Source organism: Pseudomonas sp. WMBT8 (assembly GCF_050916005.1).
Classification (GTDB): Bacteria; Pseudomonadota; Gammaproteobacteria; order Pseudomonadales; family Pseudomonadaceae; genus Aquipseudomonas.
Genome location: NZ_CP188096.1, coordinates 5728248 through 5752937, shown reverse-complemented (window position 1 = coordinate 5752937; position 24690 = coordinate 5728248). Strand labels below are relative to the sequence as shown.

The window sequence follows — 24690 nt, the reverse complement described above, 5'->3', positions numbered from 1 at the left end:
CATAACCGCTGGCCCGCGCCTCTGGTATTCTCGTCGCCATGAAAAAAACTCTCCCTTTAAGCCTGATCGCAGCCCTCGGTGAAAACCGCGTGATCGGCGTCGACAACAGCATGCCCTGGCATTTGCCGGGGGATTTCAAATATTTCAAGGCCACCACCCTGGGCAAGCCGATCATTATGGGGCGCAAGACCTGGGACTCCCTGGGTCGACCGTTGCCGGGTCGCTTGAACATAGTGGTCAGCCGTCAGACCGATCTGGTGCTCGAAGGTGCGGAAGTTTTTCCGTCCCTCGATGCGGCAATTGAGCGAGCCGAGGCCTGGGCGCTGGAGCAGGGCGTGGACGAGCTGATGCTGATCGGCGGCGCGCAACTGTATGCGCAGGGGCTGGAGCAGGCGGATCGCCTGTATCTGACGCGGGTTGCGTTGAGCCCGCAGGGGGATGCGTGGTTTCCGGAGTTTGACTTGAACCGGTGGACGCTGGTGTCGAATGTGCAGAATCCGGCAGAAGGCGACAAGCCGGCGTACAACTTCGAAGTCTGGGAAAAGGCCTAAAAGCATCGCCGGCAAGCCGGCTCCTACAGGACCGTGTAGGAGCCGGCTTGCCGGCGATAGCGCTCTATCAGGCCTGCGCCAACTCAGCATGCTCATCGGCATCGAGCAGCTTTTTATCGGTCTGCTGCATGATCTGGCTGGTAATCGCCCCGGCGGTCATCGAACCATTCACGTTCAACGCCGTGCGGCCCATGTCGATCAGCGGCTCCACGGAAATCAGCAACGCCACCAACGCCACCGGCAAGCCCATGGCCGGTAGCACGATCAGCGCGGCAAACGTCGCACCGCCGCCCACACCGGCCACGCCGGCTGAACTCAAGGTCACAATCGCCACCAATGTTGCGATCCACAGTGGGTCCAGCGGGTTGATGCCCACGGTCGGCGCCACCATCACGGCCAGCATCGCCGGATACAGGCCGGCACAGCCGTTCTGGCCAATCGTCGCGCCGAACGAGGCGGCGAAGCTGGCGATGGACTGCGGGATGCCCAGGCGGCGGGTCTGCGCCTCGATGCTCAGCGGGATGCTCGCCGCGCTGGAGCGGCTGGTGAAGGCAAAAGTCAGCACCGGCCATACTTTGCGAAAGAAGCGCAGCGGGTTGATCCCGGCCAGCGACAGCAGCAGGCCGTGGACCACAAACATCAGCCCCAGCGCCAGGTAGGACACCAGCACAAAACTGCCGAGCTTGATGATGTCTTGCAGGTTGGAACTGGCGACCACTTTGGTCATCAGTGCCAGCACCCCGTAAGGAGTCAGCTTCATCACCAGGCGCACCAGGCGCATCACCCAGGCTTGCAGGGTGTCGATGGCGTTCAGCACCTTCTGGCCTTTTTCCACGTCGTCCTTGAGCAGTTGCAGCGCGGCAACCCCCAGGAACGCAGCGAAGATCACCACACTGATAATCGACGTCGGCTTGGCCCGGGCCAGGTCGGCAAACGGGTTCTGCGGGATGAACGACAGCAGCAACTGCGGGATATTCAGGTCGGCGACCTTGCCCGCGTAGTCACTCTGGATCACCTGCAGGCGCGCCAGTTCCTGGGTGCCGGCCACCAGGCCTTCGGCGGTGAGGCCGAACAGGTTGGTCAGGCCGATACCGATCAGCGCCGCAATGGCGGTGGTGAACAGCAGCGTGCCGATGGTCAGGAAGCTGATCTTGCCCAGGGACGCGGCGTTATGCAGGCGGGCCACGGCGCTGAGGATCGAGGCGAACACCAGCGGGATCACGATCATCTGCAACAGTTGCACATAACCATTGCCCACCAGGTCGAACCAACTGATCGAGGCCTTGAGCACCGGGTGGCCGGCGCCGTAGATGGTGTGCAGGACCACACCAAACACCACCCCGAGCACCAGGGCCAGCAAGACCTTCTTGGCCAGGCTCCAGTGGGTGCGACGGGTTTGGGCCAGGCCTAGCAATAAGGCCAGGAACACCAGCAGATTGAGAATCAGCGGCAGATTCATTGAAGCTCCAAGTAAATGGCTGCCAGTCGCCTGAGCGTGCGACTGCGAACCGGAAAGCCTAACAGCTTGAAATATATTGATTTAATACCTTTATGGAATGACTACTGTCGTTTTTGGAATAAGGGCCTGGCGCCCTGACATATGCCGGTGGCGGTTTCAGGACGCAGACGGTCGTGCTGGTGCCGGGAACGGTCACACGGATTTGTTAGCGTCGATGTCTTTCACTCAGGGAGAAAACGCACATGAAGCTCACGTCGAGACTGTTTGCCGCCGCGCTGTGCCTGGGGCTTGCCAGCCAGGTCATGGCCGCCACCGAGTTGAAGCACTGGCCGGCACCCGCCGCCAAGCAACTCAATGAAATGATTGCGGCCAACGCCAACAAGGGCAATTACGCGGTGTTCGACATGGACAACACCAGCTACCGCTTCGACCTCGAAGAGTCGCTGTTGCCGTACATGGAAAACAAGGGCCTGATCACCCGCGACAGTCTCGACCCATCGCTCAAGCTTATGCCGTTCAAAGACACCGCCGAGCACAAGGAAAGTCTGTTCAGTTACTACTATCGCCTGTGCGAAGTGGACGACATGGTCTGCTACCCGTGGGTCGCCCAGGTGTTTTCAGGCTTTACCCTCAAGGAACTCAAGGGTTACGTGGATGAGTTGATGGCCTCCGGCAAGCCGGTGCCGGTCACCTACTTTGAAGGCGATGTGGTGAAGAACATGGAGGTGCAACCGCCGAAAATCTTCACCGGCCAGACCGAGCTGTACAACAAACTGATGGAAAACGGCATCGACGTGTACGTGATGACCGCCGCCTCTGAAGAGCTGGTGCGCATGGTCGCCTCCGATCCGAAGTACGGCTACAACGTCAAGCCGCAGAATGTCATCGGGGTCAGCCTGTTGCTCAAGGACCGCAAGACTGGCGAGCTGACCACTGCCCGCAAGCAGATCAGCGCCGGCAAATACGATGAAAAGGCCAACCTCGGCCTGGAACTGACCCCCTACCTGTGGACCCCGGCGACCTGGATGGCCGGCAAGCATGCGGCGATCCTCACCTACATCGACGAATGGAAAAAACCGCTACTGGTCGGCGGCGACACCCCTACCAGCGACGGCTACATGCTGTTTCACGATGTGGACGTGGCCAAGGGTGGCATCCACTTGTGGATCAACCGCAAGGACAAGTACATGACCCAGCTCAACGGCATGATTGCCAAGCATGCTGCGGCCCAGGCCAAGGAAGGGCTGGCGGTGACGGCGGACAAGAACTGGGTGATCGTCAAGCCCGATGAAATCCAGTAACCCTGTGGGAGCTGGCTTGCCTGCGATAGCATCACTGCGGTGTGGCAGGCAGACCGGGTCGCCTGGATCGCCGGCAAGCCAGCTCCTACATTTGATCTCTTGTGGTTTGGCAATTCAGGCAGGCAAAAAAATGCCCCGCACGTGGCGGGGCATTTTTATGGGCGGGGCTTACAGGCCGTCGAGCATGGCCTTGTTACGCACCGCACCCTTGTCGGCACTGGTGGCCAGCAGGGCGTAGGCCTTGAGGGCGGTGGTGACTTTGCGCGGACGCTTCTCCACCGGTTTCCAGCCTTTCTTGTCCTGCTCGACCCGGCGTGCGGCCAGTTCTTCGTCGCTGATCAACAGGTTGATCGAGCGGTTCGGAATGTCGATCAGCACCTTGTCGCCATCCTGCACCAGGCCAATCGCGCCACCGGCAGCGGCTTCTGGCGAAGCATGGCCGATGGACAGGCCCGAAGTGCCGCCCGAGAAGCGCCCGTCGGTCAGCAGCGCACAGGCTTTGCCCAGGCCCTTGGATTTCAGGTACGAGGTCGGGTAGAGCATTTCCTGCATACCCGGGCCGCCTTTCGGGCCTTCGTAGCGGATGATCACGATGTCGCCTTCTTTCACTTCGTCGGCGAGGATGCCGCGCACCGAGCTGTCCTGGCTTTCGTAGATCTTGGCGCGACCCTCGAACACGTGGATCGACTCATCCACGCCAGCGGTCTTCACCACACAGCCGTCGAGGGCGATGTTGCCGTAGAGCACGGCCAGGCCGCCTTCTTGCGAGTACGCGTGCTCGACACTGCGGATGCAGCCGTTTTCACGGTCGTCGTCCAGGGTGTCCCAACGGGTCGACTGGCTGAAGGCCGTCTGGGTCGGGATGCCGGCCGGGCCGGCCTTGAAGAAGGTGTGCACGGCTTCGTCGTCAGTCTGGGTGATATCCCACTTGGCGATGCCCTCGGCCATGGACGTGCTGTGCACGGTCGGCAGGTCGGTGTGCAGCAGGCCGCCACGGGCCAGGGAGCCTAGGATCGAGAAGATCCCGCCGGCGCGGTGCACGTCTTCCATGTGGTACTTCTGGATGTTCGGCGCGACCTTGCACAACTGCGGCACGTGGCGGGACAGGCGGTCGATGTCGCGCAGGTCGAAGTCGATCTCGGCTTCTTGCGCTGCGGCCAGCAAGTGCAGGATGGTGTTGGTGGAACCGCCCATGGCGATATCCAGGGTCATGGCGTTTTCGAACGCCTTGAAGTTGGCGATATTGCGTGGCAATACCGACTCGTCGTTGTCGGTGTAGTAACGCTTGCACAGGTCGACGATGGTGCGGCCGGCCTGCAGGAACAGCTGCTCGCGGTCGCTGTGGGTGGCCAGTGTCGAACCATTGCCCGGCAAGGCCAGGCCCAGGGCTTCCACCAGGCAGTTCATCGAGTTGGCGGTGAACATGCCGGAGCACGAACCGCAGGTCGGGCAGGCGCTACGCTCGTATTCCGCGACTTTCTCGTCAGAAGCGCTGGAATCGGCGGCGATGACCATGGCGTCCACCAGGTCCAGGCCGTGGGAGGCGAGTTTGGTCTTGCCGGCTTCCATCGGACCGCCGGAGACGAAGATCACCGGGATGTTCAGGCGCAGGGAGGCCATCAGCATGCCGGGGGTGATCTTGTCGCAGTTGGAGATGCAGACGATGGCGTCGGCGCAGTGGGCGTTGACCATGTACTCCACGGAGTCGGCGATGATCTCGCGGCTCGGCAGGGAATACAGCATGCCGTCATGGCCCATGGCGATGCCGTCATCCACGGCAATGGTGTTGAATTCTTTTGCTACGCCGCCAGCACGTTCGATCTCGCGGGCGACCAGTTGGCCCAGGTCCTTGAGGTGGACGTGGCCCGGTACGAACTGGGTGAACGAGTTGGCAATCGCGATGATCGGCTTCTTGAAGTCGTCATCTTTCATCCCCGTGGCACGCCACAGTGCGCGGGCGCCGGCCATGTTGCGGCCATGGGTGGATGTTTTCGAGCGGTAATCTGGCATGGAGCACTCCGGGCGGCTAATCAGGTACTAAATAGGGGAGTGAGCTTCTATTGACGTCTGGAACACTCAGAAATAGCCGTGTGTCCGGAAGTTGCCGCAAACGTTACGGGATCGCCGTGCGCATTGGCCTTGAGCTCATAAACCCGCCGGGGGATGACTGGCGATGAATAGGGTCGATTCTACACCGCTGGCGTCGGGAGGGAATGGCGAGAAGCATGTCCCGGGGCTTTATCGCCCGACCCTCGTATTTGTCAGCCAGCCCCAGAGGCTGAAGACGATAAAGCTTGCGGCAATGGTCATCAGCAAATGCGTTCCGGTTTGCGCAAGGGCTGCGCTGCTGATGGCGGCCGTCAGGAACATGATGCTGTTGCCCGCCGAGGCGGCCGTGCCCGCGCTGCTTGAGAACAACAGCATCGCCGCCGAAATGGCCGCCGGGCGCACCAGGGTCACGGCCAGGGCGCTGATCAGCATCGGGATCAGCAGGGTTATGGTGGTGATGGCGTCAAGGCTGACGATCAGCATCAGTAGCACACCGGCCACCAGCAGTAACCCCAGGCCGATATTGATTTGCCGGGCCAGCGAGATGCGTTTTTGCAGAAACGAGGCCACCATGCCGCCCAGCAGATAGGCCACGCCGTAGACCATCAGCACCAGGGCGTACTGGTATTCGGACAGTTTCAGCCCATCCATGAACATCAGGGGTGTGACGCTGATCAAGGCGAAGTAGCAGGCGAACACCAGTGCGGCGATCCACCAGTAGCGCAGGAAGTCCCGGTTGCCGGCCACGGCTTTCAACGTGGCAATGATCGACACCGATGCGCGATGGGGGCTGGCGGACTTGGTGGGCAGGATGCACAGCGCATGGATCAACATGCCCAATGCCATCACCGCGAACCCGTAGAAGCTGCCTTGCCAGTCAAAGGTGGTTTGCAGCCAGGAGCCGATCAGCGGCGAAAGGGCGACGAACGAGCCGCTCAGGGTCATGTAATACAGGCGCACGCGAGCCCGGTCCTGCTCCTCGAACAGGTCTTCCACCAGGGCGTGGCCCAGCACGAAGAAGCCACAGCCCATGGCCTGCACGCTGCGAAACAGCAGGAAGGTCAGGTAGTCCGGTGCCAGCGTGCAGCCTATCGCCCCCAGGATCGACAGTGTGATGCAGCCAAGCAGGACTTCCTTGCGCCCCCATTTATCCGAGAGTGGGCCGGCGATCAGTTGGGAGACCGAAAAGACCAGGGTAAACAGGCTGATGGACAGCGCGACATTGGCGCTGGGCGTGTCGAACCTGGCGGCGAGGGCCGGAAATGAAGGCAGCAGGATATTGATCGGGAAGAAACTGATCAGGGAAATGCAGGTGATCAGGATGAAGCGGGAAAAATACTGGCGTTTGGCTGGGCCATCGAGGACGGGCGAGCAGGTGGAATCAGACATTGTTTTTGTTTTCCGCAGTAAAGCCAGAAACCGATACTAGTCTGCAAAAAGTGGAATTCAATCAAAACCTTTGAAGGAAATTTCCTGGGGGCGCGTGGCTGGCGAAGGTAGGAAAATCTTTCTGACACTGCACAAAAAAAGGTGGGAGCTGGCTTGCCTGCGATAGCGGTGTAACAGATTAAAAATCTGTAACTGATACACCGCTATCGCAGGCAAGCCCACTCCCACCTTTGATCTGCGTGTTACTTAGCTATTGGGCAGCAACCGGCACGTGATGCTCTTGATGTAGCGCGTCTCGGCAATCGCCGGGTGCACCGGGTGGTCCGGGCCCTGGCCGCCACGTTCGAGCATCTGGATATTGCGGTCCAGATGGCGGGCGCTGGTCAGCAGGATGTTTTGCAGGTCGTCTTCAGGCAGGTGCATGGAGCACGAGGCGCTGACCAGGATGCCGTCCTTGCTGAGCAGGCGCATGGCTTGCTCGTTCAGGCGGCGGTAGGCGCCCTCGCCATTTTTCATGTCTTTCTTGCGTTTGATGAAGGCCGGTGGGTCGGCGACGATCACGTCGAAGCGCTCTTCGCTGGCTTTCAATTCTTTGAGGGCTTCGAACACGTCGCCTTCGATGCAGGTCATTTTCTCGGCAACGCCGTTCAGCGCGGCGTTGCGCTCTACGCCATCCAGAGCAAAGGCCGAGGCATCGACGCAGAACACTTCACTGGCGCCGAACGCTGCAGCTTGCACGCCCCAGCCGCCGATGTAGCTGTACAGGTCGAGAACGCGCTTGCCTTTGGCATACGGGGCCAGGCGTGCACGGTTCATGCGGTGGTCGTAGAACCAGCCGGTCTTCTGGCCCTGGATCACCGGGGCTTCGAATTGCACGCCGTTTTCTTCCAGGGCAACCCACTCTGGCACCAGGCCGAACACGGTTTCGACGTAGCGGTTGAGGCCTTCGGCGTCGCGCGCGGCGGAATCGTTCTTGAACAGGATGCCGCTGGGCTTGAGCACTTGGGTCAGTGCGGCGATCACGTCTTCTTTATGGGCTTCCATGGTCGCCGAGGCGATCTGCACCACCAGGATATCGCCGAAACGGTCGACCACCAGGCCCGGCAACAGGTCGGAGTCGCCGTAGACCAGGCGGTAGAACGGCTTGTCGAACAAGCGGTCGCGCAGGGACAGGGCGACGTTGAGGCGGTGCACCAGCAGCGACTTGTCCAATGGCAACTTGATGTCGCGCGACAGCAGGCGCGCGCAGATCAGGTTGTTTGGGCTCATGGCCACGATGCCCAGGGTCTTGCCACCGGCCGCTTCGAGGATGGCCTGGTCGCCTGCCTGGAAGCCGTGGAGTGGGGTGGCGGCCACATCGATTTCGTTGCTGTAGACCCACAGGTGGCCGTTGCGCAAACGACGATCGGCGTTGGCTTTGAGACGCAGGCTTGGCAGGGACATGACGTCGCTCCGGAAAAAAGAGCGGGAGTATACCGTGTTGTGTCGTTGTTGGCCGCGCCGCCGGACATGTGGGAGCTGGCTTGCCTGCGATCCAGGCGACTCGGTCTGTCTGTCGCACCGCAGCGATGCCATCGCAGGCAAGCCAGCTCCCACATTTTGCTCCGGTTTCCAATCCGGCTTTTGAGGTGTCGGTCAGGTTCCCATCGGGGTTAGAATCGCCCCCTAGCCCAGAGTGTGTATTTATGTCCCAAGAGCTTTCCGCCGAACAGATCCAACAGGCCCTGCAAGGCATCAGCGTGCCGCCCCAACCGCAAATCATGGTGGATTTGCAGATGGAGCAGTACATGCCCGATCCGGACCTGGAGGTGATTGCGCGGCTGATCTCCCAGGACCCCGGCCTGTCCGGCTCGCTGCTGAAAATCGTCAACTCGCCGTATTACGGCCTGAGCAACAAGATTGCCTCGATCCAGCGCGCGGTGAACCTGTTGGGCAGCCGCTCGATCGTCAACCTGATCAACGCCCAGTCGATCAAGGGCGAGATGAGCGACGACACCATCGTCACCCTCAATCGGTTCTGGGACACCGCCCAGGATGTGGCGATGACCTGCCTGACCCTGGCCAAGCGCACCGGCTCCCAGGCGGTGGACGAAGCTTATGCCCTGGGGCTGTTCCACGATTGTGGCGTGCCGCTGATGCTCAAGCGTTTCCCGGACTACATGAGCGTGCTGGAAGACTCCTACGCCAAGGCAGGGCCCGATTGCCGGGTGGTCGACACCGAGAACCGTGCGTTCCACACCAACCACGCGGTGGTGGGCTACTACACTGCCAAGTCCTGGCGCCTGCCGGAGCATGTGACCAACGCCATCGCCAACCACCACAACGCCCTGGCGATTTTCAGCGATGAGTCGGCGCGCAACAGCCCGCTGAAAAACCTGCTGGCGATCCTGAAGATGGCGGAGCACATTTGCGCGTCCTATCGGGTGCTGGGCAACCAGACGGTTGACCATGAATGGGAGAGCATCGGCCACCTGGTGCTGGATTACGTGGGCCTGTCGGACTACGACTTCGAGAGCCTGAAGTTGTCGATCCGCGAGCTGGGCGCGCACTAACCTTTCTATCGCGAGACGAATATGCCTGAGCTGCCAGAAGTCGAAACCACCCGGCGCGGAATTGCGCCGCACCTGGAAGGCCAGCGGGTCAGCCGCGTGGTGGTGCGTGAACGGCGCCTGCGCTGGCCGATCCCCGAAGACCTCGATGTGCGCCTGTCCGGGCAGCGCATCGTGCTGGTGGAGCGGCGGGCTAAGTACCTGCTGATCAACGCCGAAGTCGGCACCTTGATCAGCCACTTGGGCATGTCGGGCAACCTGCGTCTGGTGGAAGTCGGCCTGCCGGCGGCCAAGCACGAGCATGTGGATATCGAGCTGGAGTCGGGCCTGGCCCTGCGCTACACCGACCCCCGGCGCTTTGGCGCGATGCTCTGGAGCCAGGACCCGCACAACCACGAACTGCTGTTGCGCCTGGGGCCGGAGCCGTTGACCGACCTGTTCGACGGCGAGCGCCTGTTCCAGCTGTCCCGTGGGCGCTCGATGGCGGTCAAGCCGTTCATCATGGACAACGCGGTGGTGGTGGGGGTGGGCAATATCTACGCGACCGAGGCGCTGTTTGCCGCCGGGATCGACCCGCGCCGGGAGGCCAAGGGCATTTCCCGTGGGCGTTACCTGAAGCTGGCGATCGAGATCAAACGCATCCTCGCGGCCGCCATCGAGCGCGGCGGTACGACATTGCGCGACTTTATCGGTGGCGATGGCCAGCCGGGGTATTTCCAGCAGGAACTGTTCGTCTACGGCCGGGGTGGCGAGGCGTGCAAGGTCTGCGGGAGCGAATTGCGCAATGTGATGCTGGGGCAGCGGGCGAGTGTGTTTTGCCCTAAGTGCCAGAGCTGAGGTTCGCGGGTGCTGCGAGTGGCCTCATCGCAGGCAAGCTAGCTCCCACATTTGAAGGTGTTCACAAGTCAAAATGTGGGAGCGGGCTTGCCCGCGATGAGGCCCGCCCAGCCAACACAAGGTCTCAGGCCTTACCGGTAATCAACCGGTACTTCTCCATCAACTGCTCTTCAGTCTCAGGGTGTGCCTCATCCAGCGGGATGCAATCGACCGGGCACACTTGCTGGCACTGGGGTTCGTCGTAGTGGCCGACACACTGGGTGCACAGGTTGGGGTCGATCACGTAGATCTCTTCACCCTGGGAAATGGCAGCGTTCGGGCACTCGGGTTCGCAGACGTCGCAGTTGATGCAATCGTCGGTGATGATCAGGGACATGGAAACTCCTGCCAGGGCGCTCTGCCAAGGCATCTGAAAAACTAATGCGCGCAATTGTGCCGCATTGGCGCCCGCAGTGCGAGCGGGCGCCGGTCGAGCGGTCTTACTTCTTGAAGCGCAGCGTCAGCGCATCGGCGACCGCAGGGTGCACAAACTTGGTGATATCCCCACCCAATGCCGCGATTTCCCGCACCAGGGTCGAGGAAATGAACGAGTAACGCTCCGACGGCGTAAGAAACAGGCTCTCAACGTCCGGCGCCAGTTGGCGGTTCATATTGGCCAGCTGGAATTCATACTCGAAGTCCGACACCGCCCGCAGGCCACGCAGGAACACATTGGCGTTCTGTTCCTTGGCAAAGTGCGCCAGCAGCGTCGAAAAGCCCACCACTTCCACGTTGGGCAGGTGCTTGGTGACCTCGCGGGCCAGCTCCACGCGCTGTTCCAGGGGAAACAGCGGGTTTTTCTTGGGGCTGGCCGCGACCGCGATGATCACATGGTCGAACAAGCGCGAGGCGCGTTCGACCAGATCGCCATGGCCTTTGGTAATCGGGTCGAAGGTACCTGGGTACAACACTCGGTTCATCGCGTCGTCCTGGCGGAGTCCGTTGGGGAACCGGATGGTATCGCAGCCATCCCGGTCGGCCAAGTCAACTTATTCAGAAGAAAGCACTATAGACACCGCGAATACCTGGTTTTTTCATGCTGTTTTCAGACGTTCAGCCAGCGCCGTCGCCAGTTGCGCAGTCAGGCCGTACACCGAAAGCTGGGGGTTGGCGCCGATGCTGGTGGGGAACAGCGAGCCGTCGTGGATCGACAGGTTACGCAGTTGGTGATGCCGCCCCAGGCTGTCGGCCACGGCGCTTTTCGGCTCTTCGCCCATGGCGCAACCGCCCATCACATGGGCGCTGCCCAGGCAGGTGCGATGCAGTTCCAGGTTCAGGCCGTCAATCAGGCTGCGGGCCTGCGCCAGTGTGTTGACGTGGCGCGCGTCGTGGTGCAGCGGCTTGACCGACTTGGCGCCGGCGGCAAACTGGATCTCGGCCATGCTGTGGAAAGCCCGGCGCAGGCCGTCCCAGGCGTAGGGCGAGACCTCATAGTCGAGCACCGGCGTGCCATCGCCGCGCAGGCCGACGCTGCCGCCCTGGCTGTCGGGGTGGAAGCCGTCGCGCAGCAGCGCCAGCATGGCGTGGGTCTTGGGCAACTGGCTCATGTCCAGGGCGTTCTGCGTGCCATAACCCCCGAACAACGTGCTGGCCAGCGCCGGGTGCAACGGCGGCGCTTCGAGCTTGTAGGACATTTTGCCGGTGGTGCCGTCCTGCCATTGGAAGTGGTCGGAGTAAATCGACTGCGGCGCGCCGTAGAACGGGTTGATCACCTCGTCGAACAGCCCCGCAGAAAAATTCACCAGATGCAGGAACGTGCGCTTGCCCAGGCGCGAATGCGGGTCGGGTGCGTCCGAGCGCATCAACAGCGCCGGGCTGTTGATGCCGCCGCCTGCCAGTACGTAATGCTTGGCTTTGACCGTGATCTTGCGGCCGGTAGGCGCTACGCAGCGCGCATCCATGGCCACGCATTCGAGGCTGGTGATGGTGTCGCCGCTGAACTTCAGGCGCTCGGCGCGGGCCAGGTACAGCAACTCGCCGCCTTGCTCCAGGGTCGAGGGAATGGTGGTCACTAGCATCGATTGCTTGGCGTTGACCGGGCAGCCCATGCCGCAATAGCCTAGGTTGAAGCAGCCGCGCACGTTGCGCGGGATCACGTGCCAGCTGTAGCCGAGCTTTTCGCAGCCTTTGCGGATCACATCGTTGTTGGGGTTGGGCGGCACGGCCCAGGGCGCGATGCCCAGGCGCTGTTCCATCTTTTCAAACCACGGTGCCATCTCGGCGCTGCTGTGGCCCTTGACCGCGTACTCGCTGGCCCAGTGGGACAGCGTCGGGTCGGGGGTGCGAAAGCTCGAGGTCCAGTTGATCAGCGTGGTGCCGCCCACGGCGCGGCCTTGCAGGATGGTGATGGCGCCGTCCTTGCTCATGCGGCCGATGCCTTCCTGATAAAGGCTGGCGTAGGCCTCGTCTTCCAGTAGCTTGAAGTCGCTGCTGGTCTTGAGCGGGCCTTCTTCGATCAGCAGCACCTTGTAGCCGGCGGCGCTGAGAATCTCTGCGGTAGTACCGCCGCCTGCGCCGCTGCCGATGATCGCGACATCGGCTTCCAGCACCAGGTCCTGGTCGAGGGCGGCGCCGTTATGGGTTTTCCAGCCGCGGGCCATGCCATCGCGGAACACATCAGGTACGGGCATTAGCTTGTTCTCTTATTGTTTTGGCTACGGAGTGGCTATCAAAGTGGGTTGCCAAGGTCAGATCTTCGGTGGCCCGGGGTACCCGCAATGGGCCCAGGACTCGGGCCGAAAGTACCAGGCCATGATCACCAGCTTGAGCAGCGAGCCTTGGCCCATGCGCAGTAGGTTGAGGAAGCTGTTCTCCCAGCGATGCAGGAAGTTGCGGATCTGCTCGCTGCTGGCATTTTCCCAACTGCCCCAGATGCCGGTCAGCGGGCCACGGGTGACGGCCATGCCCAGTACGTCGAACAACTGCTGGGTCAGCTTGAACATCTCCGGTGACAGGTGCTGCAGGCTGTAATCGAGTTTTTTCAGGGTGTCTTCAATGCCTGCCGCCACCACCTCGGCGCTGGCGGCGCCTTCGAGCAACACCGGGATCACTGCGCGCAAAAACGGCAGGTCGCTGTTGCGCAGCATGGCAAAGCCGCTGGCGGGGGTGCTGCTGGAGCAGCCGCTGAGGCTGGCGCCAAGGCCTGCGGTGGCCAGGAAGGCGCTGGCGCACAGGCCGATTTTCAAGACGCCGCGCCGTGACAGCGCGGGTGATTCAGTCAGGCTAGGGTTCATTTTTATTGTGGTCCCGGTGGTAACGGTTTTAGCGCACGAACAGCTTCTGGATCAGTTTCTGGATGGCTTTGCCATACGGTGGGTAAATCAGCTTGGCCGCATTCAGGCGTTGCTTGATCAGCACCCCCTTGGCCTTGCTGAACGTGAGGAACCCTTCATGGCCGTGGTAGTGGCCCATGCCCGACGGGCCGATGCCGCCAAAAGGCATATCGTCCTGGGCCACGTGCAGCAGGGTGTCGTTCAAGCACACGCCGCCGGAATGGGTCTCGTGGAGTACGCGATTCTGTTCGGCCTTGTTGTAGCCGAAGTAATACAGCGCCAGTGGGCGAGGGCGTTGGTTGATGTAGGCAAACGCCTGGTCGATCCCGCGATAGGGCACGATGGGCAACACCGGGCCGAAAATCTCGTCCTGCATCACGGTCATTTCATCGCTGACATTCAGCAGCAGGCTATGGGCCATGCGCCGTGCCTGGCCCTGTTCATAGAGCGGCACCAGGGTCGCGCCCTTGTCGGTTGCGTCCTTGACGTAGGCATTGAGTCGGGCGAGTTGTCGCTCGTTGATGATGGCGGTGTAGTCCGGGTTGTCGGCCAGGGTCGGATAAAACCCACGTACCGCCTGGGTGTAGGCCTCGACGAAGCCGTCCACACGGTCTTCGGGAACCAGCACGTAGTCCGGCGCCACACAGGTTTGCCCGGCATTCAGCGCCTTGCCGAATGCGATCCGTTCAGCGGCATCCTTGAGCGGCACATCGGCCGAGACAATCGCCGGGGATTTACCGCCCAGCTCCAGGGTCACCGGGGTCAGGTGCTCGGCGGCGGCGCGCATCACATGCTTGCCGATGCTGGTGGCACCGGTGAACAGCAGGTGATCGAACGGCAGCTTGGAGAACGCCATGCCCACTTCTGCTTCGCCGAGCACCACGCACACCAGGTCTTCGGGGAAGATTTGCGCCAGCAGGGTCTTGAGCAACTGGCCAGTGGCGGGGGTGGATTCGCTGAGCTTGAGCATCACCCGGTTGCCCGCCGCCAACGCACCGACCAGCGGGCCGATGGCCAGGTACAACGGGTAGTTCCAGGGCACGATCACCCCGATGACGCCCAGGGGCTGATAGATCACTTTCGCAGATGCCGGCTGGAAGGCTATACCTACAGCGCGGCGCGACGGTTTCATCCAGCCTTTGAGGTGTTTGCTGGCGTAGTGAATGCCGTGCAGGCTGGGCATCAGTTCGGCGAACAGGGTTTCGTCGGCACTGCGATGGCTGAAATCGCTGCTGATGGCCTCGATCAGCGCCTGGCGCTCATCGCTGAGCAGGTCGCGCAAGGCCTTGAGCCACTGCTGGCGCTGCGCCGCCGTTGGCATCGGGTTGGCCGCGTAGGCGCGGCGCTGAGCAGCGAACAGGTCCTGGAGTTGGTCCAGCGCCTGGGAATCTTGCAGGTAGGCAACGTTGGCAGACATGGCGCAGTTCCCGATTGTTATTGGAATACCTGCGTTTTTAGAGTTATTGCTCTATTTTGTCAAATGACTTCGCGGCAACATGCAGTTTTATCCTGGCAAGGATAGACCGTAAGATGTTTGCATCAGGATTTTAGAAGCCGATACCCCATGGCACCACGAGTAAAGACCAGCGAACGCATTGTGCAAACCAGCCTGGAGCTGTTCAACCAGCAGGGCGAGCGCAGCATCAGCACCAACCATATTGCCGCCCACATGGAAATATCCCCCGGCAACCTGTACTACCACTTCCCGAACAAGCAGGCGATTATCGCCGTGCTGTTTCGCGAGTACGAAGCCCTGGTAGACAGCTTCCTGCGCCCGCCCCAGGGGCGGGCCATGGTGGTCGAGGACAAGCGCTTCTACCTGCAGGCGGTGCTGGCCGGCATGTGGCGCTACCGCTTTTTGCACCGCGACCTTGAGCATCTGCTGGAAAGCGATCCGGAACTGGCCACCGGCTACCGGCGCTTTTCCCAGCGCTGCCTGATCCAGGGCGGCGCGATTTACCGGGGGTTTGTCGAGGCCGGGATCCTGAACATGGACCCGGTGCAGACCGAAGCCTTGACCCTCAACGCCTGGATTATCCTCACCTCCTGGGTGCGCTTTTTGTGCACCACCAACGAGAACTCCGCACACCTGAGTGCCGAGGCGATCAAGCGCGGGGTGTATCAGGTGCTGGTGCTGGAGGCGGGGTTTATCACGCCCCAGGCCAAAGAAGCCGTGGACGCGTTGTTCAAGGAATTTTACGTGCCTCTAAGTCAGGCACTGGAAGAAGTGAAGTAGGCCCTTTCCCGAACGTATTTCCAGGAGTTCGTTATGCCGCTTGCACAACTGATCAGCCCGCAACAACTGGCCGAGCGCCAGCAGCACGCAGGCTTAGTCATCCTCGATTGCCGTTTTGCCCTGGAAGACCCGGATTACGGGCGTTGCAGCTATGCCGAAGGGCATATCGAGGGGGCGCAGTATGCGGACCTGGAGCGCCATCTCAGTGGGCCAGTGACCAAGGGCGTGACTGGTCGCCATCCGCTGCCGGCGCCCCAGGTGCTGGTCCAGCAGTTACAGGCCTGGGGCGTCAATGCCGACAGCGAAATCGTGCTGTATGACGACGGCCCTGGCGCGTTTGCCGCCCGTGCCTGGTGGCTGCTGGTGTGGCTGGGCAAGCGTGACGGTGTGTCGATCCTCGATGGTGGCCTGAAGGCCTGGCACAGCGCCGGTTTCCCCTTGAGCCTGGATGCGCCGAGCACCGAGCCTGGCACCTTTGCCGGCAGCCCGGACAACCATCTTCTGCTGGACGCCGAGCACCTGCAAAAACGCCTGGGCCAGCCGGGCCTGACCTTGATCGACGCCCGTGCCTTGCCGCGCTTTCGCGGTGAAGTGGAACCCATTGACCCGATTGCCGGGCATATTCCCGGCGCGCAATGTGCGGCGTTCAGCGAAAACCTGGGCAGTGACGGACGCTTCTTGCCGGTGTCGCAGCTCAAGCAACGGTTTACAGAAAAGCTGCAAGGCCGCTCGCCCCAGGAATTGGTGGCGTATTGTGGCTCGGGTGTGACGGCGTGCCACAACCTGTTTGCCTTGAGCCTGGCGGGGTATCCGTTGGGCAAGTTGTATGCGGGGTCGTGGAGTGAGTGGATCACTGATCCGCAGCGCGAAATTGCTACCGGCGATTAAGTGGGTAATCCCCGATCAAATGTAGGAGCGGGCTTGCCCGCGAATGCGGTGTGCCAGCCACCGAATTTATTAGCTGAAACGCCGCATTCGCGAGCAAGCCCGCTCCCACATGATTAACCGTGTTTTACCCGTAACCAATGCGGGATCCGCCGCTCCAGGTAGTACCCAGGCGTCTTCAGCGAACCCTCGACAAACCCCACATGCCCACCCTTGGCCTGCAGTTCAAACTCGATGCAGTCCGACAGCTCGCTGGCCTGGGGCAAGCTGTGGGCGAACACAAAAGGATCATCCGCCGCCTGGATGATCAGCGTTGGCGTGCGAATCTCCCCCAGGAAGTAACGACTCGACGCCCGCCGGTAATAGTCCTCGGCGCTCAGATAGCCATGCAGCGGTGCGGTGACGCGCCCATCAAAATCCCAGAATGTGCGCATCTTCTCCAGCGAGCCCAGATCGGCCAGGGTCTTCAGTGCGTCTTCGCGCCCGTCCTGGGTGAATTGGCGCTGCTTGACCCGGATATAGCTGAGCATCTCGCGCATGAAGTGCTTCTGATAGACCCGTGAGAAGCCCAGGCCGATGCGGTCGGCGCACTGATCCAGGCGAAACGGCACCGATACCGCCGCCGCGCCTTGCAGGCCGCAGTGGTCGCCGGTTTCGCCCAGGTGCTTGAGCAGCACATTGCCGCCCAGGGAGTAACCCACGGCATACAGCGGCGCCAACGGCCGCTTGGCCCGCAGGTGCGCGATGGCGGCGGCCAGGTCTTCACTGGCGCCGGAGTGGTAACTGCGGGCCAACAGGTTGGGTTCGCCGGAGCAGCCACGCCAATTCAGCGCGACACTGGCCCAGCCCTGGCTGGCCAGGGCTTTTTGCAGGCCGGCAACGTAGGGCGAGTTGGACGAACCGGTCAGCCCATGCAGCACCAGCACCAAGGGCGCATGCGGGTCGTGGGGGCCGTGCCAGTCGAGGTCGAGAAAATCGCCATCTTCCAGCCACAGGCGCTCGCGCTGGCGCTCGAGGTGGGTGGTGGGGCGCCAGAGCGGGCCCCACAACGTTTGCAGATGTGGGTTGCCGAGGCCGAAGGCGGGGGTGAAGCGGTTTGCTGGCGGTGTCATGAATACCTGTCCTGTAGGCGCGGCCTGCCCGCAGACAAACTCGCGCCTACAGCGTTTTCAGTGGGTCAGAGCCGTACGTTGCCACAACGCGTAATACACCCGCCCGGACTTTTGCTCGCGGTGCAGGCGCCAGTTGCCCGGCAGGCCCAGGGTTGATGGCGCGGTTTCGCTTTCGGTGTAGACCCAGGCGTCATCGGCCAGCCATTGGCGCTCTTCCAGCAGGGTGCAGACGGTCGGCAGCAGGTTCTGGTTGAACGGCGGGTCGAGGAACACCACGTCGAATGCACTGGCCGGCTGGGTTTCCAGGTAGCGCAGGGCATCGGCGGTTTGGACGTGACCGGTGGTGCAACGCAGGGTGCCCAGGTGTTCACGCAGGCTGGAAACCGCCACGTTGCTCGCGTCCAGGGCCTGGCCCAGGGCGGCGCCACGGGACAGCGACTCGAGGAACAGCGCGCCGCTGCCGGCGAACGGGTCAAGCACCTTGGCCCCTTCGATGTACGGCGCGAGCCAGTTGAACAGGGTCTCGCGGACCCGGTCCGGGGTCGGGCGCAGGCCCACGACATCGGGGAAGCTCAGCTTGCGGCTGCGCCATTGGCCGCCAATGATGCGCAGTTGGCCCACACCGTTATGAACGTTGTGGACAGGTTTTTTAGGGCGCGATGGACTAGCCATTAATGCTCCGGAACCCCGAGCGGCTGCTCGGCAGGTTCATCAGTGGGGGGCGGTAGTGGCTTTTGCGCGGTGGTGGGACCAGCGGTCACGATCACCATTTTATCGCTGCTCAAGTGCTTGTTCAGTGCAGCCTTGACCTGTTCGGTGGTCAGGGCCTGGGATTGCTTCATGAAGTCTTCCAGGTAATTGAGCGGCAGGTTGTAAAAACCCATGGCGCCCAGTTGCCCGACGATATCGGCGTTGCTCGCGGTAGACAGCGGGAAGCTGCCGGCCAGTTCACGCTTGGCGTCATCCAATTCTTTTTGCGTCGGCCCGGTCTTGAGGTAGTCGGCCAGCACTTGCTCCACCAGGCGCAAGGTGCCACCGCTCATTTCGGCGCGGGTCTGCAGGTTGATCATGAAGGGGCCACGTACCTGCATCGGCGAGAAGCCGGAGTACACGCCATAGGTCAGGCCGCGCTTCTCGCGCACCTCGCTCATCAAGCGGGTGCCAAAGCCACCGCCGCCAAGGATCTGGTTGCCCAGGGACAGGGCGGCGTAGTCCGGGTCGGCACGGTCGATGCCCAGTTGCGCGAACAGCAAGTGCGTCTGCTTGGAGGGAAACTCGATGTGCCCCAGGCCGGCCTTGGGCTCGGTCGGCTCGGCGATTTTCGCCAGTGCCGGGCCCTTGGGCAGGGACGCGGACACCTTGGCTGCCATGGCTTCGGCGTCGGCACGGGACAGGTCGCCGACCATCGCGATCACCGCGTTGCCGGCGGCGTAGGCCTTGGCGTGGAATGCCTTCAACTGTGCCTGGGTAATGGCCGGTACGCTCTCTGGTGTGCCTTCGCTTGGGTGCGCATAGGGATGATCGCCGTACAGGCGCTTGAACAGCTCGATGCTCGCCAGCTTGCTCGGGTTCTGTTTCTGGTACTCGAAGCCTGCCAGCAACTGGTTCTTGATCCGCGCCAGGGAGTCGGCAGGGAAGGTCGGCTGGCCGATCACCTGGTCAAACAGCGTGAGGGCGGCCTCGCGCTTGTCGGCGGCACTGAGGCTGCGCAGCGACACCAGCGCCATGTCGCGGTAGGCACCGTTGCTGAAATCCGCGCCCAGGCCTTCAAAACCGGCGGCAATCTGCCCCACATCCTTGCCCGGCACGCCTTCGTTGAGCATGGCGTTGGTCAGCAGCGCCAGGCCCGGCGTGTTGCCGTCTTGGCTGCTGCCGGCGGCGAACAGGATGCGCATGTCGAACATTGGCAGCTCATGGGCCTCGACGAACAGCACCTTGGCGCCCTCGGCGGTGTTCCAGGTCTGCACGTTGAGCTGGCGATTGGTCGGGTTCTTGCCGTCCAGTTCCGCCAGGGATTGCAGGGTCTTGCTGGACTTGGCCTGCTCCAGCGCTGGGCTGGCCACGGAATCATCCGGGCGACCGATATACACCGCGACCGCCGCCACCAGGGTCACGACGATCAGGCCAGGCAGCACCAGGCGGTTGTTTTTGCGATCACTCATGAGTGGTCTCCTCGGGCATGACATGGGCGACACTCAGGCGTTCGCGGGTGAAATACGTACGCGCGGCTTTCTGGATGTCTTCGGGCGTCACGCTTTGCAGCTCGGCAAGCTCGGTGTCCATGAGTTTCCATGACAGGCCGACCGTTTCCAGGGAGCCAATGGCCGTGGCCTGGCTGGTGATGGAGTCGCGCTCGTAGACCACGCCGGCAATGACCTGGGCGCGAATACGCTCCAGTTCCTCGGCGGTCGGTGGCTTGGCCTTGAGTTCGTCCAGCAGGCGCCAGAGCCCGGCTTCGGCCTGGGCCACGGTTTTCTGCTTCTGCTGGTTGGGTGTGGCGCTCAAGGTGAACAGGCTGTCGCCGCGGGTGTAGGCGTCGTAGTTGGTCGAGGCGGCGGACACCAGTTCTTCACCGCGTTCCAGCTGGCTCGGGATGCGCGCGCTGTAGCCGCCATCGAGCAGTGCCGAGATCAGGCGCAGGGCGTTGACCGAACGCTTGTCTTCGGCAGTGGCCAGGCCCGGTACGTTGAAGCCCAGGATGACGCTCGGCAATTGGGTTTGCACGTGCATGGTCAGCAGGCGTTCGCCCGGCTCGGCCAGTTCCAGGGGCTTTTTCGCCGGTGGCACGTCACGCTTGGGGATCGGGCCGAAGTAACGCTGGGCCAGGGTTTTCACCTCGTCCGGGGTCACGTCGCCGACCACTACCAGGGTGGCGTTGTTCGGCACGTACCAGGATTGGTACCAGTGGCGCAGTTCCTCGACCTTCATGCGGTCCAGGTCGGCCATCCAGCCGATGGTCGGCGTGTGATAGCCGCTGGCCGGGTAGGCCATGGCCTTGAAGCGTTCGAAGGCCTTGGACATCGGGTTGTCATCGGTGCGCAGGCGGCGCTCCTCCTTGATGACTTCGATCTCGCGGCTGAATTCGTCGGCCGGCAGGCGCAGGGTAGCCATGCGGTCGGCTTCCAGTTCCAGGGCCACGCCCAGGCGGTCGCGGGCCAGCACTTGGTAATAGGCGGTGTAGTCGTCGCTGGTGAAGGCGTTTTCTTCGGCGCCCAGGTCGCGCAGGATCAACGAAGCTTCGCCTGGACCAGTCTTGGAGCTGCCCTTGAACATCATGTGTTCCAAGGCATGGGACAAACCGGTCTGGCCAGGGGTTTCATAGCTGGAGCCGACCTTGTACCAGACCTGCGAGACCACCACCGGAGCGCGATGGTCTTCGCGTACGACGACCTTGAGGCCGTTGTCCAGGGTGAATTCATGGGTGGGTTGAGGGTCGGCAGCCAAGGCTGAAAGGGGCAGACAAACTGTGCTGAGCAGCAGGCCTGCGGCGCGGCGGGCTAGAGCATTCATTCGTTTTTAAACCTGTTGGGCTGCCCGCTTGGTCTTAGCGTCGGCGGGCGAGGAGGTGCTAGGATACTGATCCGTATTAGCGGCGGCCACTGCGGCTGTCATATCGTTTCGGATCCAGTCGTCGTGAAGATGGAGTTATCCGTGGGTTTCCCCGGTTTTAATCCGCTTTTCGCCGATTTTATCGCTTCAGTCCTATATTGAATCGATTTGTTGAGGCTGTATTCACGCCTCACAAAATACTGCGCATGAACAAGCTGGCTAAAAAACAGTCTGTTGCGCATCGAATATTATTTACCGAGGCGCCACCTTGGCGCGTCGCTACCGTGAGATAGCCGTCCTCCATGTTTGGTTCCAACGACGACAAGAAGAGCCCAGCTGCGGCTGGCGAGAAAAAAGGCCTGTTCGGATGGCTGCGCAAAAAGCCGCAGGAAACCGTCGTCGAACAGCCGCAAGTCCAACCTGAGCCCGTGCCTGAGCCTGTTTTGCAGGCGCAACCTGCGATTGAACCGGTGGCCGAGCCTGTCGTCCAGGCGCCGGCGCCTGTGGTGCTGCCTATCGCCGAGCCGGTCTTGCAGCCGGTGGTGGAGGCTGCGCCAGAGCCAGAGCCAGAGCACAAGCCGTGGCCGCCATTGCCGGTGGCTGAAGAGCCTGTCGCGCTGGTCGAGGATGTGCAGGCCGAACATGTGGCACCACCGATTCCTGTGGTTGTGGAGCCGGTCGAGGTGGTCGCCGAGCCCCTGCCCGTTGTGGTCGAACCGGTGATTGTCGAGCCTGCCACCGCACCTGCTGAAACCAGTAAGACCGGCTTCTTCGCCCGACTCAAGCAAGGCCTGAGCAAGACCAGCGCAAGCATCGGCGAAGGCATGGCCAGCCTGTTCCTCGGCAAAAAAATCATCGATGACGAGCTGCTCGAAGATATCGAGACCCGCCTGCTGACCGCTGACGTGGGCGTCGAAGCCACCGCCGTGATCATCCAGAGCCTGACCCAGAAGGTCGCGCGCAAGCAGCTCACCGACGCCGACGCGCTCTATAAGTCATTGCAGGCCGAACTGGCCGCCATGCTCAAGCCAGTGGAAGCGCCGCTGGTGATTACCGAGAAAAAACCCTTTGTGATCCTGGTGGTTGGCGTCAACGGCGCCGGCAAGACCACCACCATCGGCAAGCTGGCGAAGAAGCTGCAACTGGAAGGCAAGAAAGTCATGCTCGCCGCCGGTGACACCTTCCGCGCCGCTGCCGTGGAGCAATTGCAGGTGTGGGGCGAGCGCAACAAGATCCCGGTGATCGCCCAGCACACCGGCGCCGACTCCGCCTCGGTGATCTTCGATGCCGTGCAGGCCGCCAAGGCCCGTAACATCGATGTGCTGATCGCCGATACCGCCGGTCGCCTGCATACCAAAGACAACTTGATGGAAGAGTTGAAGAAAGTCCGCCGGGTGATAGGCAAGCTCGACGCCGACGCGCCCCACGAGGTGCTGTTGGTGCTGGACGCCGGGACCGGGCAGAACGCGATCAGCCAGGCCAAGCAATTCAACCAGACAGTCCAGCTGACTGGCCTGGCGTTGACTAAGCTCGATGGCACGGCCAAGGGTGGGGTTATTTTCGCCCTGGCTAAACAATTCGGGCTGCCGATTCGTTATATCGGTGTCGGCGAAGGTATTGATGACCTGCGCACGTTTGAGGCCGAACCCTTTGTCCAGGCACTGTTTGCCGAGCGGGAGCGTTCATGATTCGTTTTGAACAGGTGGGCAAGCGTTACGCCAACGGGCATGTCGGCTTGCATGAGCTGAGTTTCCGGGTGCGTCGTGGCGAGTTTTTGTTTGTCACCGGTCACTCCGGCGCCGGCAAAAGTACCTTGCTGCGCCTGTTGCTGGCCATGGAGCGTCCGACCACCGGCAAATTGCTGCTGGCGGGCCAGGACCTGGCCACCATCAGCAATGCACAGATCCCGTTCCTGCGCCGGCAGATCGGCGTGGTGTTCCAGAACCACCAGTTGCTGTTCGATCGCACGGTGTTCAATAACATCGCCCTGCCATTGCAGATCCTGGGGCTGTCCAAGGCCGAAATCGTCAAGCGTGTGGATTCGGCCCTGGAGCGGGTGGCGCTGTCGGACAAGACCGACCTGTACCCCGGCGACCTGTCCACCGGCCAGCAACAGCGCGTCGGCATTGCCCGCGCCATCGTCCATCGCCCGGCCTTGCTGCTGGCGGACGAACCTACCGGTAACCTCGACCCGCGCCTGGCTGCAGAAATCATGGGTGTTTTTGAAGACATCAACCGCCTGGGCACCAGCGTGCTGATTGCCAGTCACGACCTGGCATTGATCGCGCGCATGCGCCATCGCATGCTGACCCTGCAGCGCGGCCGCCTGATTGGTGACGGGGAGGCCGGCGTATGAGTGCCACACGCAGCCCTAAAGTTTCCGAGCGCGTAGCGCCGAAAGCGGCCGACCCGCAACCGCAGAAAAAGAAACGCGACGATGATGACGGCCCTGACTTCAGCACCTTGCTGCACGCCTGGATCGAAAGCCATCGCGCCAGCCTGGTGGACAGCCTGCGCCGCCTGGGCAAGCAGCCGATTGGCAGCTTCTTCACCTGCCTGGTGATGGCCGTGGCGTTGAGCCTGCCGATGGGCTTGTCGTTGCTGCTTAATAATGTCGAGCGCCTGGGCGGTTCCTGGCAGCGCGCGGCGCAGATTTCCCTGTACCTGCAACTGGATGCCAGCGCCACCGAAGGCGAGGCCCTGCGCGAGCAGATCAAGAACCTGCCGGGCGTGGCGGATGCCGAGTACATCAGCCGCGACCAGGCGCTGGAAGAGTTCCAGCAACAGTCCGGCCTGGGTGAGGCGCTCAAGGAGCTGCCGCAGAACCCGCTGCCGGGGGTTGTGTTGGTCACGCCCAATGAAATCGACAAGACGGCCCTTGAAGCATTAAGACAAAAATTGGCTGAATTGCCCAAGGTACAGCAGGCGCAGCTTGATCTGGTGTGGGTTGAGCGTCTGGCGGCGATTCTCAAGCTGGGCGACCGGTTTGTCTTTGGCCTGACGGTGTTGCTGGTTTCTGCATTACTTTTGGTGATAGGCAATACCATTCGCCTTCATATTGAAAACCGCCGCACCGAGATAGAAGTGATTAAACTGGTCGGCGGCACAGACAGCTATGTGCGTCGTCCTTTTCTGTACATGGGCGCGCTTTATGGCTTTGGTGCGGGGATTCTGTCCTGGGGCGTATTGGCGTTTGGCCTGGATTGGCTGAACGACGCGGTAGTCGGCCTGGCCGGTTTGTATGGCAGTGATTTTGCCCTGGCTGGCGTACCCGCTGCCGATGGTCTATCACTGTTGCTTGGCGCGGTGTTGTTGGGGTATATCGGTGCTTGGATTGCGGTCGCACGGCATTTACGTGAGCTGGCGCCGAAGTAGTTAATGTCAGATTAATGTGGTTTCGTTTGTATTGACCGTATCAGTGGTTTAGGGAACTTGTCCTACGGTTTCCGGTCAATTTTCGCA

22 protein-coding genes are annotated in these 24690 nt (G+C 61.8%); 9 read left to right on the top strand and 13 right to left on the bottom strand.

Features of this window, described 5'->3' with window-relative positions:
• Positions 1-38 precede the first annotated feature (38 nt).
• A complete protein-coding gene (locus ACO77H_RS26305; protein WP_169954952.1) occupies positions 39-551 on the top strand; it encodes a dihydrofolate reductase in 513 nt (170 codons plus the stop codon).
• Between the two features lie 67 nt (positions 552-618).
• On the opposite strand, the gene ACO77H_RS26300 is transcribed toward ACO77H_RS26305, so the two are convergent.
• Positions 619-2010, bottom strand: coding sequence for an L-cystine transporter (locus ACO77H_RS26300; RefSeq protein WP_170042142.1), 1392 nt, complete (start codon positions 2008-2010; stop codon positions 619-621).
• 242 nt (positions 2011-2252) lie between these two features.
• Between ACO77H_RS26300 and ACO77H_RS26295 the strand changes: the two genes are divergently transcribed.
• Positions 2253-3311, top strand: coding sequence for a haloacid dehalogenase-like hydrolase (locus ACO77H_RS26295; protein WP_432754745.1), 1059 nt, complete (start codon positions 2253-2255; stop codon positions 3309-3311).
• A 168-nt stretch (positions 3312-3479) separates the two neighbouring features.
• Here ACO77H_RS26295 and ilvD read toward each other — a convergent pair whose 3' ends face one another.
• The 3 genes from ilvD to ACO77H_RS26280 form a co-directional block, all read right to left on the bottom strand.
• A complete protein-coding gene (ilvD, locus tag ACO77H_RS26290; protein ID WP_170057576.1) occupies positions 3480-5321 on the bottom strand; it encodes a dihydroxy-acid dehydratase in 1842 nt (613 codons plus the stop codon).
• Positions 5322-5549: 228 nt separating this feature from the next.
• Positions 5550-6749 carry an MFS transporter gene (locus tag ACO77H_RS26285; RefSeq protein ID WP_172313660.1) on the bottom strand — a complete coding sequence of 400 codons (1200 nt, stop codon included), beginning with the start codon at positions 6747-6749 and terminating at the stop codon, positions 5550-5552.
• Between the two features lie 246 nt (positions 6750-6995).
• The gene (locus ACO77H_RS26280; protein WP_057960898.1) at positions 6996-8192 is read right to left on the bottom strand and encodes a class I SAM-dependent rRNA methyltransferase; all 1197 of its coding nucleotides are present in this window, start codon (positions 8190-8192) and stop codon (positions 6996-6998) included.
• 296 nt (positions 8193-8488) lie between these two features.
• On the opposite strand from ACO77H_RS26280, the gene ACO77H_RS26275 reads away from it, so the two are divergent.
• On the top strand, positions 8489-9301 hold the full coding sequence (locus tag ACO77H_RS26275) for an HDOD domain-containing protein (RefSeq protein WP_169991609.1): 813 nt from the start codon (positions 8489-8491) through the stop codon (positions 9299-9301).
• A 21-nt stretch (positions 9302-9322) separates the two neighbouring features.
• Entirely contained in the window at positions 9323-10135 is an 813-nt protein-coding gene (gene mutM / locus ACO77H_RS26270; protein ID WP_057440389.1) for a bifunctional DNA-formamidopyrimidine glycosylase/DNA-(apurinic or apyrimidinic site) lyase, read from the top strand.
• A gap of 124 nt (positions 10136-10259) precedes the next feature.
• On the opposite strand, the gene ACO77H_RS26265 is transcribed toward mutM, so the two are convergent.
• The 5 genes from ACO77H_RS26265 to ACO77H_RS26245 form a co-directional block, all read right to left on the bottom strand.
• The gene (locus ACO77H_RS26265; protein ID WP_003213796.1) at positions 10260-10511 is read right to left on the bottom strand and encodes a YfhL family 4Fe-4S dicluster ferredoxin; all 252 of its coding nucleotides are present in this window, start codon (positions 10509-10511) and stop codon (positions 10260-10262) included.
• A gap of 103 nt (positions 10512-10614) precedes the next feature.
• Entirely contained in the window at positions 10615-11094 is a 480-nt protein-coding gene (gene coaD, locus ACO77H_RS26260; RefSeq protein WP_003176711.1) for a pantetheine-phosphate adenylyltransferase, read from the bottom strand.
• A gap of 114 nt (positions 11095-11208) precedes the next feature.
• A complete protein-coding gene (locus tag ACO77H_RS26255) occupies positions 11209-12804 on the bottom strand; it encodes a GMC family oxidoreductase N-terminal domain-containing protein (protein WP_432754744.1) in 1596 nt (531 codons plus the stop codon).
• Between the two features lie 57 nt (positions 12805-12861).
• Positions 12862-13407: a twin-arginine translocation pathway signal protein gene (locus tag ACO77H_RS26250; RefSeq protein ID WP_170042145.1), complete on the bottom strand. Its 546-nt coding sequence runs from the start codon at positions 13405-13407 to the stop codon at positions 12862-12864.
• Between the two features lie 28 nt (positions 13408-13435).
• Complete coding sequence (locus ACO77H_RS26245) at positions 13436-14863, bottom strand: coniferyl aldehyde dehydrogenase (protein WP_432754743.1); 1428 nt, start codon at positions 14861-14863, stop codon at positions 13436-13438.
• 147 nt (positions 14864-15010) lie between these two features.
• Here ACO77H_RS26245 and ACO77H_RS26240 point away from each other — a divergent pair, with 147 nt between their 5' ends.
• Both ACO77H_RS26240 and ACO77H_RS26235 read left to right on the top strand, forming a co-directional pair.
• Positions 15011-15682, top strand: a complete 672-nt coding sequence (locus ACO77H_RS26240; RefSeq protein ID WP_029300622.1) for a TetR/AcrR family transcriptional regulator — start codon at positions 15011-15013, stop codon at positions 15680-15682.
• 33 nt (positions 15683-15715) lie between these two features.
• A complete protein-coding gene (locus tag ACO77H_RS26235) occupies positions 15716-16570 on the top strand; it encodes a sulfurtransferase (protein WP_170042147.1) in 855 nt (284 codons plus the stop codon).
• Between the two features lie 113 nt (positions 16571-16683).
• Here the strand turns inward: ACO77H_RS26235 and ACO77H_RS26230 are convergent, their stop codons facing one another.
• Genes ACO77H_RS26230 through ACO77H_RS26215 form a run of 4 tightly spaced genes read right to left on the bottom strand, consistent with a single transcriptional unit; the run spans position 16684 to position 21189 of the window.
• A complete protein-coding gene (locus ACO77H_RS26230; RefSeq protein ID WP_172313654.1) occupies positions 16684-17679 on the bottom strand; it encodes a hydrolase in 996 nt (331 codons plus the stop codon).
• A gap of 57 nt (positions 17680-17736) precedes the next feature.
• A complete protein-coding gene (gene rsmD, locus ACO77H_RS26225; RefSeq protein ID WP_169954941.1) occupies positions 17737-18351 on the bottom strand; it encodes a 16S rRNA (guanine(966)-N(2))-methyltransferase RsmD in 615 nt (204 codons plus the stop codon).
• A complete protein-coding gene (locus ACO77H_RS26220; RefSeq protein ID WP_432754742.1) occupies positions 18351-19841 on the bottom strand; it encodes a M16 family metallopeptidase in 1491 nt (496 codons plus the stop codon). The genes rsmD and ACO77H_RS26220 overlap by 1 nt, the downstream gene beginning before the upstream one ends.
• Positions 19834-21189, bottom strand: coding sequence for a M16 family metallopeptidase (locus ACO77H_RS26215; protein ID WP_169954939.1), 1356 nt, complete (start codon positions 21187-21189; stop codon positions 19834-19836). Before ACO77H_RS26215 ends, ACO77H_RS26220 begins: the two co-directional genes overlap by 8 nt.
• A gap of 341 nt (positions 21190-21530) precedes the next feature.
• Here ACO77H_RS26215 and ftsY point away from each other — a divergent pair, with 341 nt between their 5' ends.
• Genes ftsY through ftsX form a run of 3 tightly spaced genes read left to right on the top strand, consistent with a single transcriptional unit; the run spans position 21531 to position 24603 of the window.
• Positions 21531-22916, top strand: coding sequence for a signal recognition particle-docking protein FtsY (gene ftsY / locus ACO77H_RS26210; protein ID WP_432754741.1), 1386 nt, complete (start codon positions 21531-21533; stop codon positions 22914-22916).
• Positions 22913-23584 carry a cell division ATP-binding protein FtsE gene (gene ftsE / locus ACO77H_RS26205; RefSeq protein WP_003213784.1) on the top strand — a complete coding sequence of 224 codons (672 nt, stop codon included), beginning with the start codon at positions 22913-22915 and terminating at the stop codon, positions 23582-23584. The genes ftsY and ftsE overlap by 4 nt, the downstream gene beginning before the upstream one ends.
• Complete coding sequence (gene ftsX, locus ACO77H_RS26200) at positions 23581-24603, top strand: permease-like cell division protein FtsX (protein ID WP_057440383.1); 1023 nt, start codon at positions 23581-23583, stop codon at positions 24601-24603. Before ftsE ends, ftsX begins: the two co-directional genes overlap by 4 nt.
• The last annotated feature ends 87 nt before the right edge of the window (positions 24604-24690 follow it).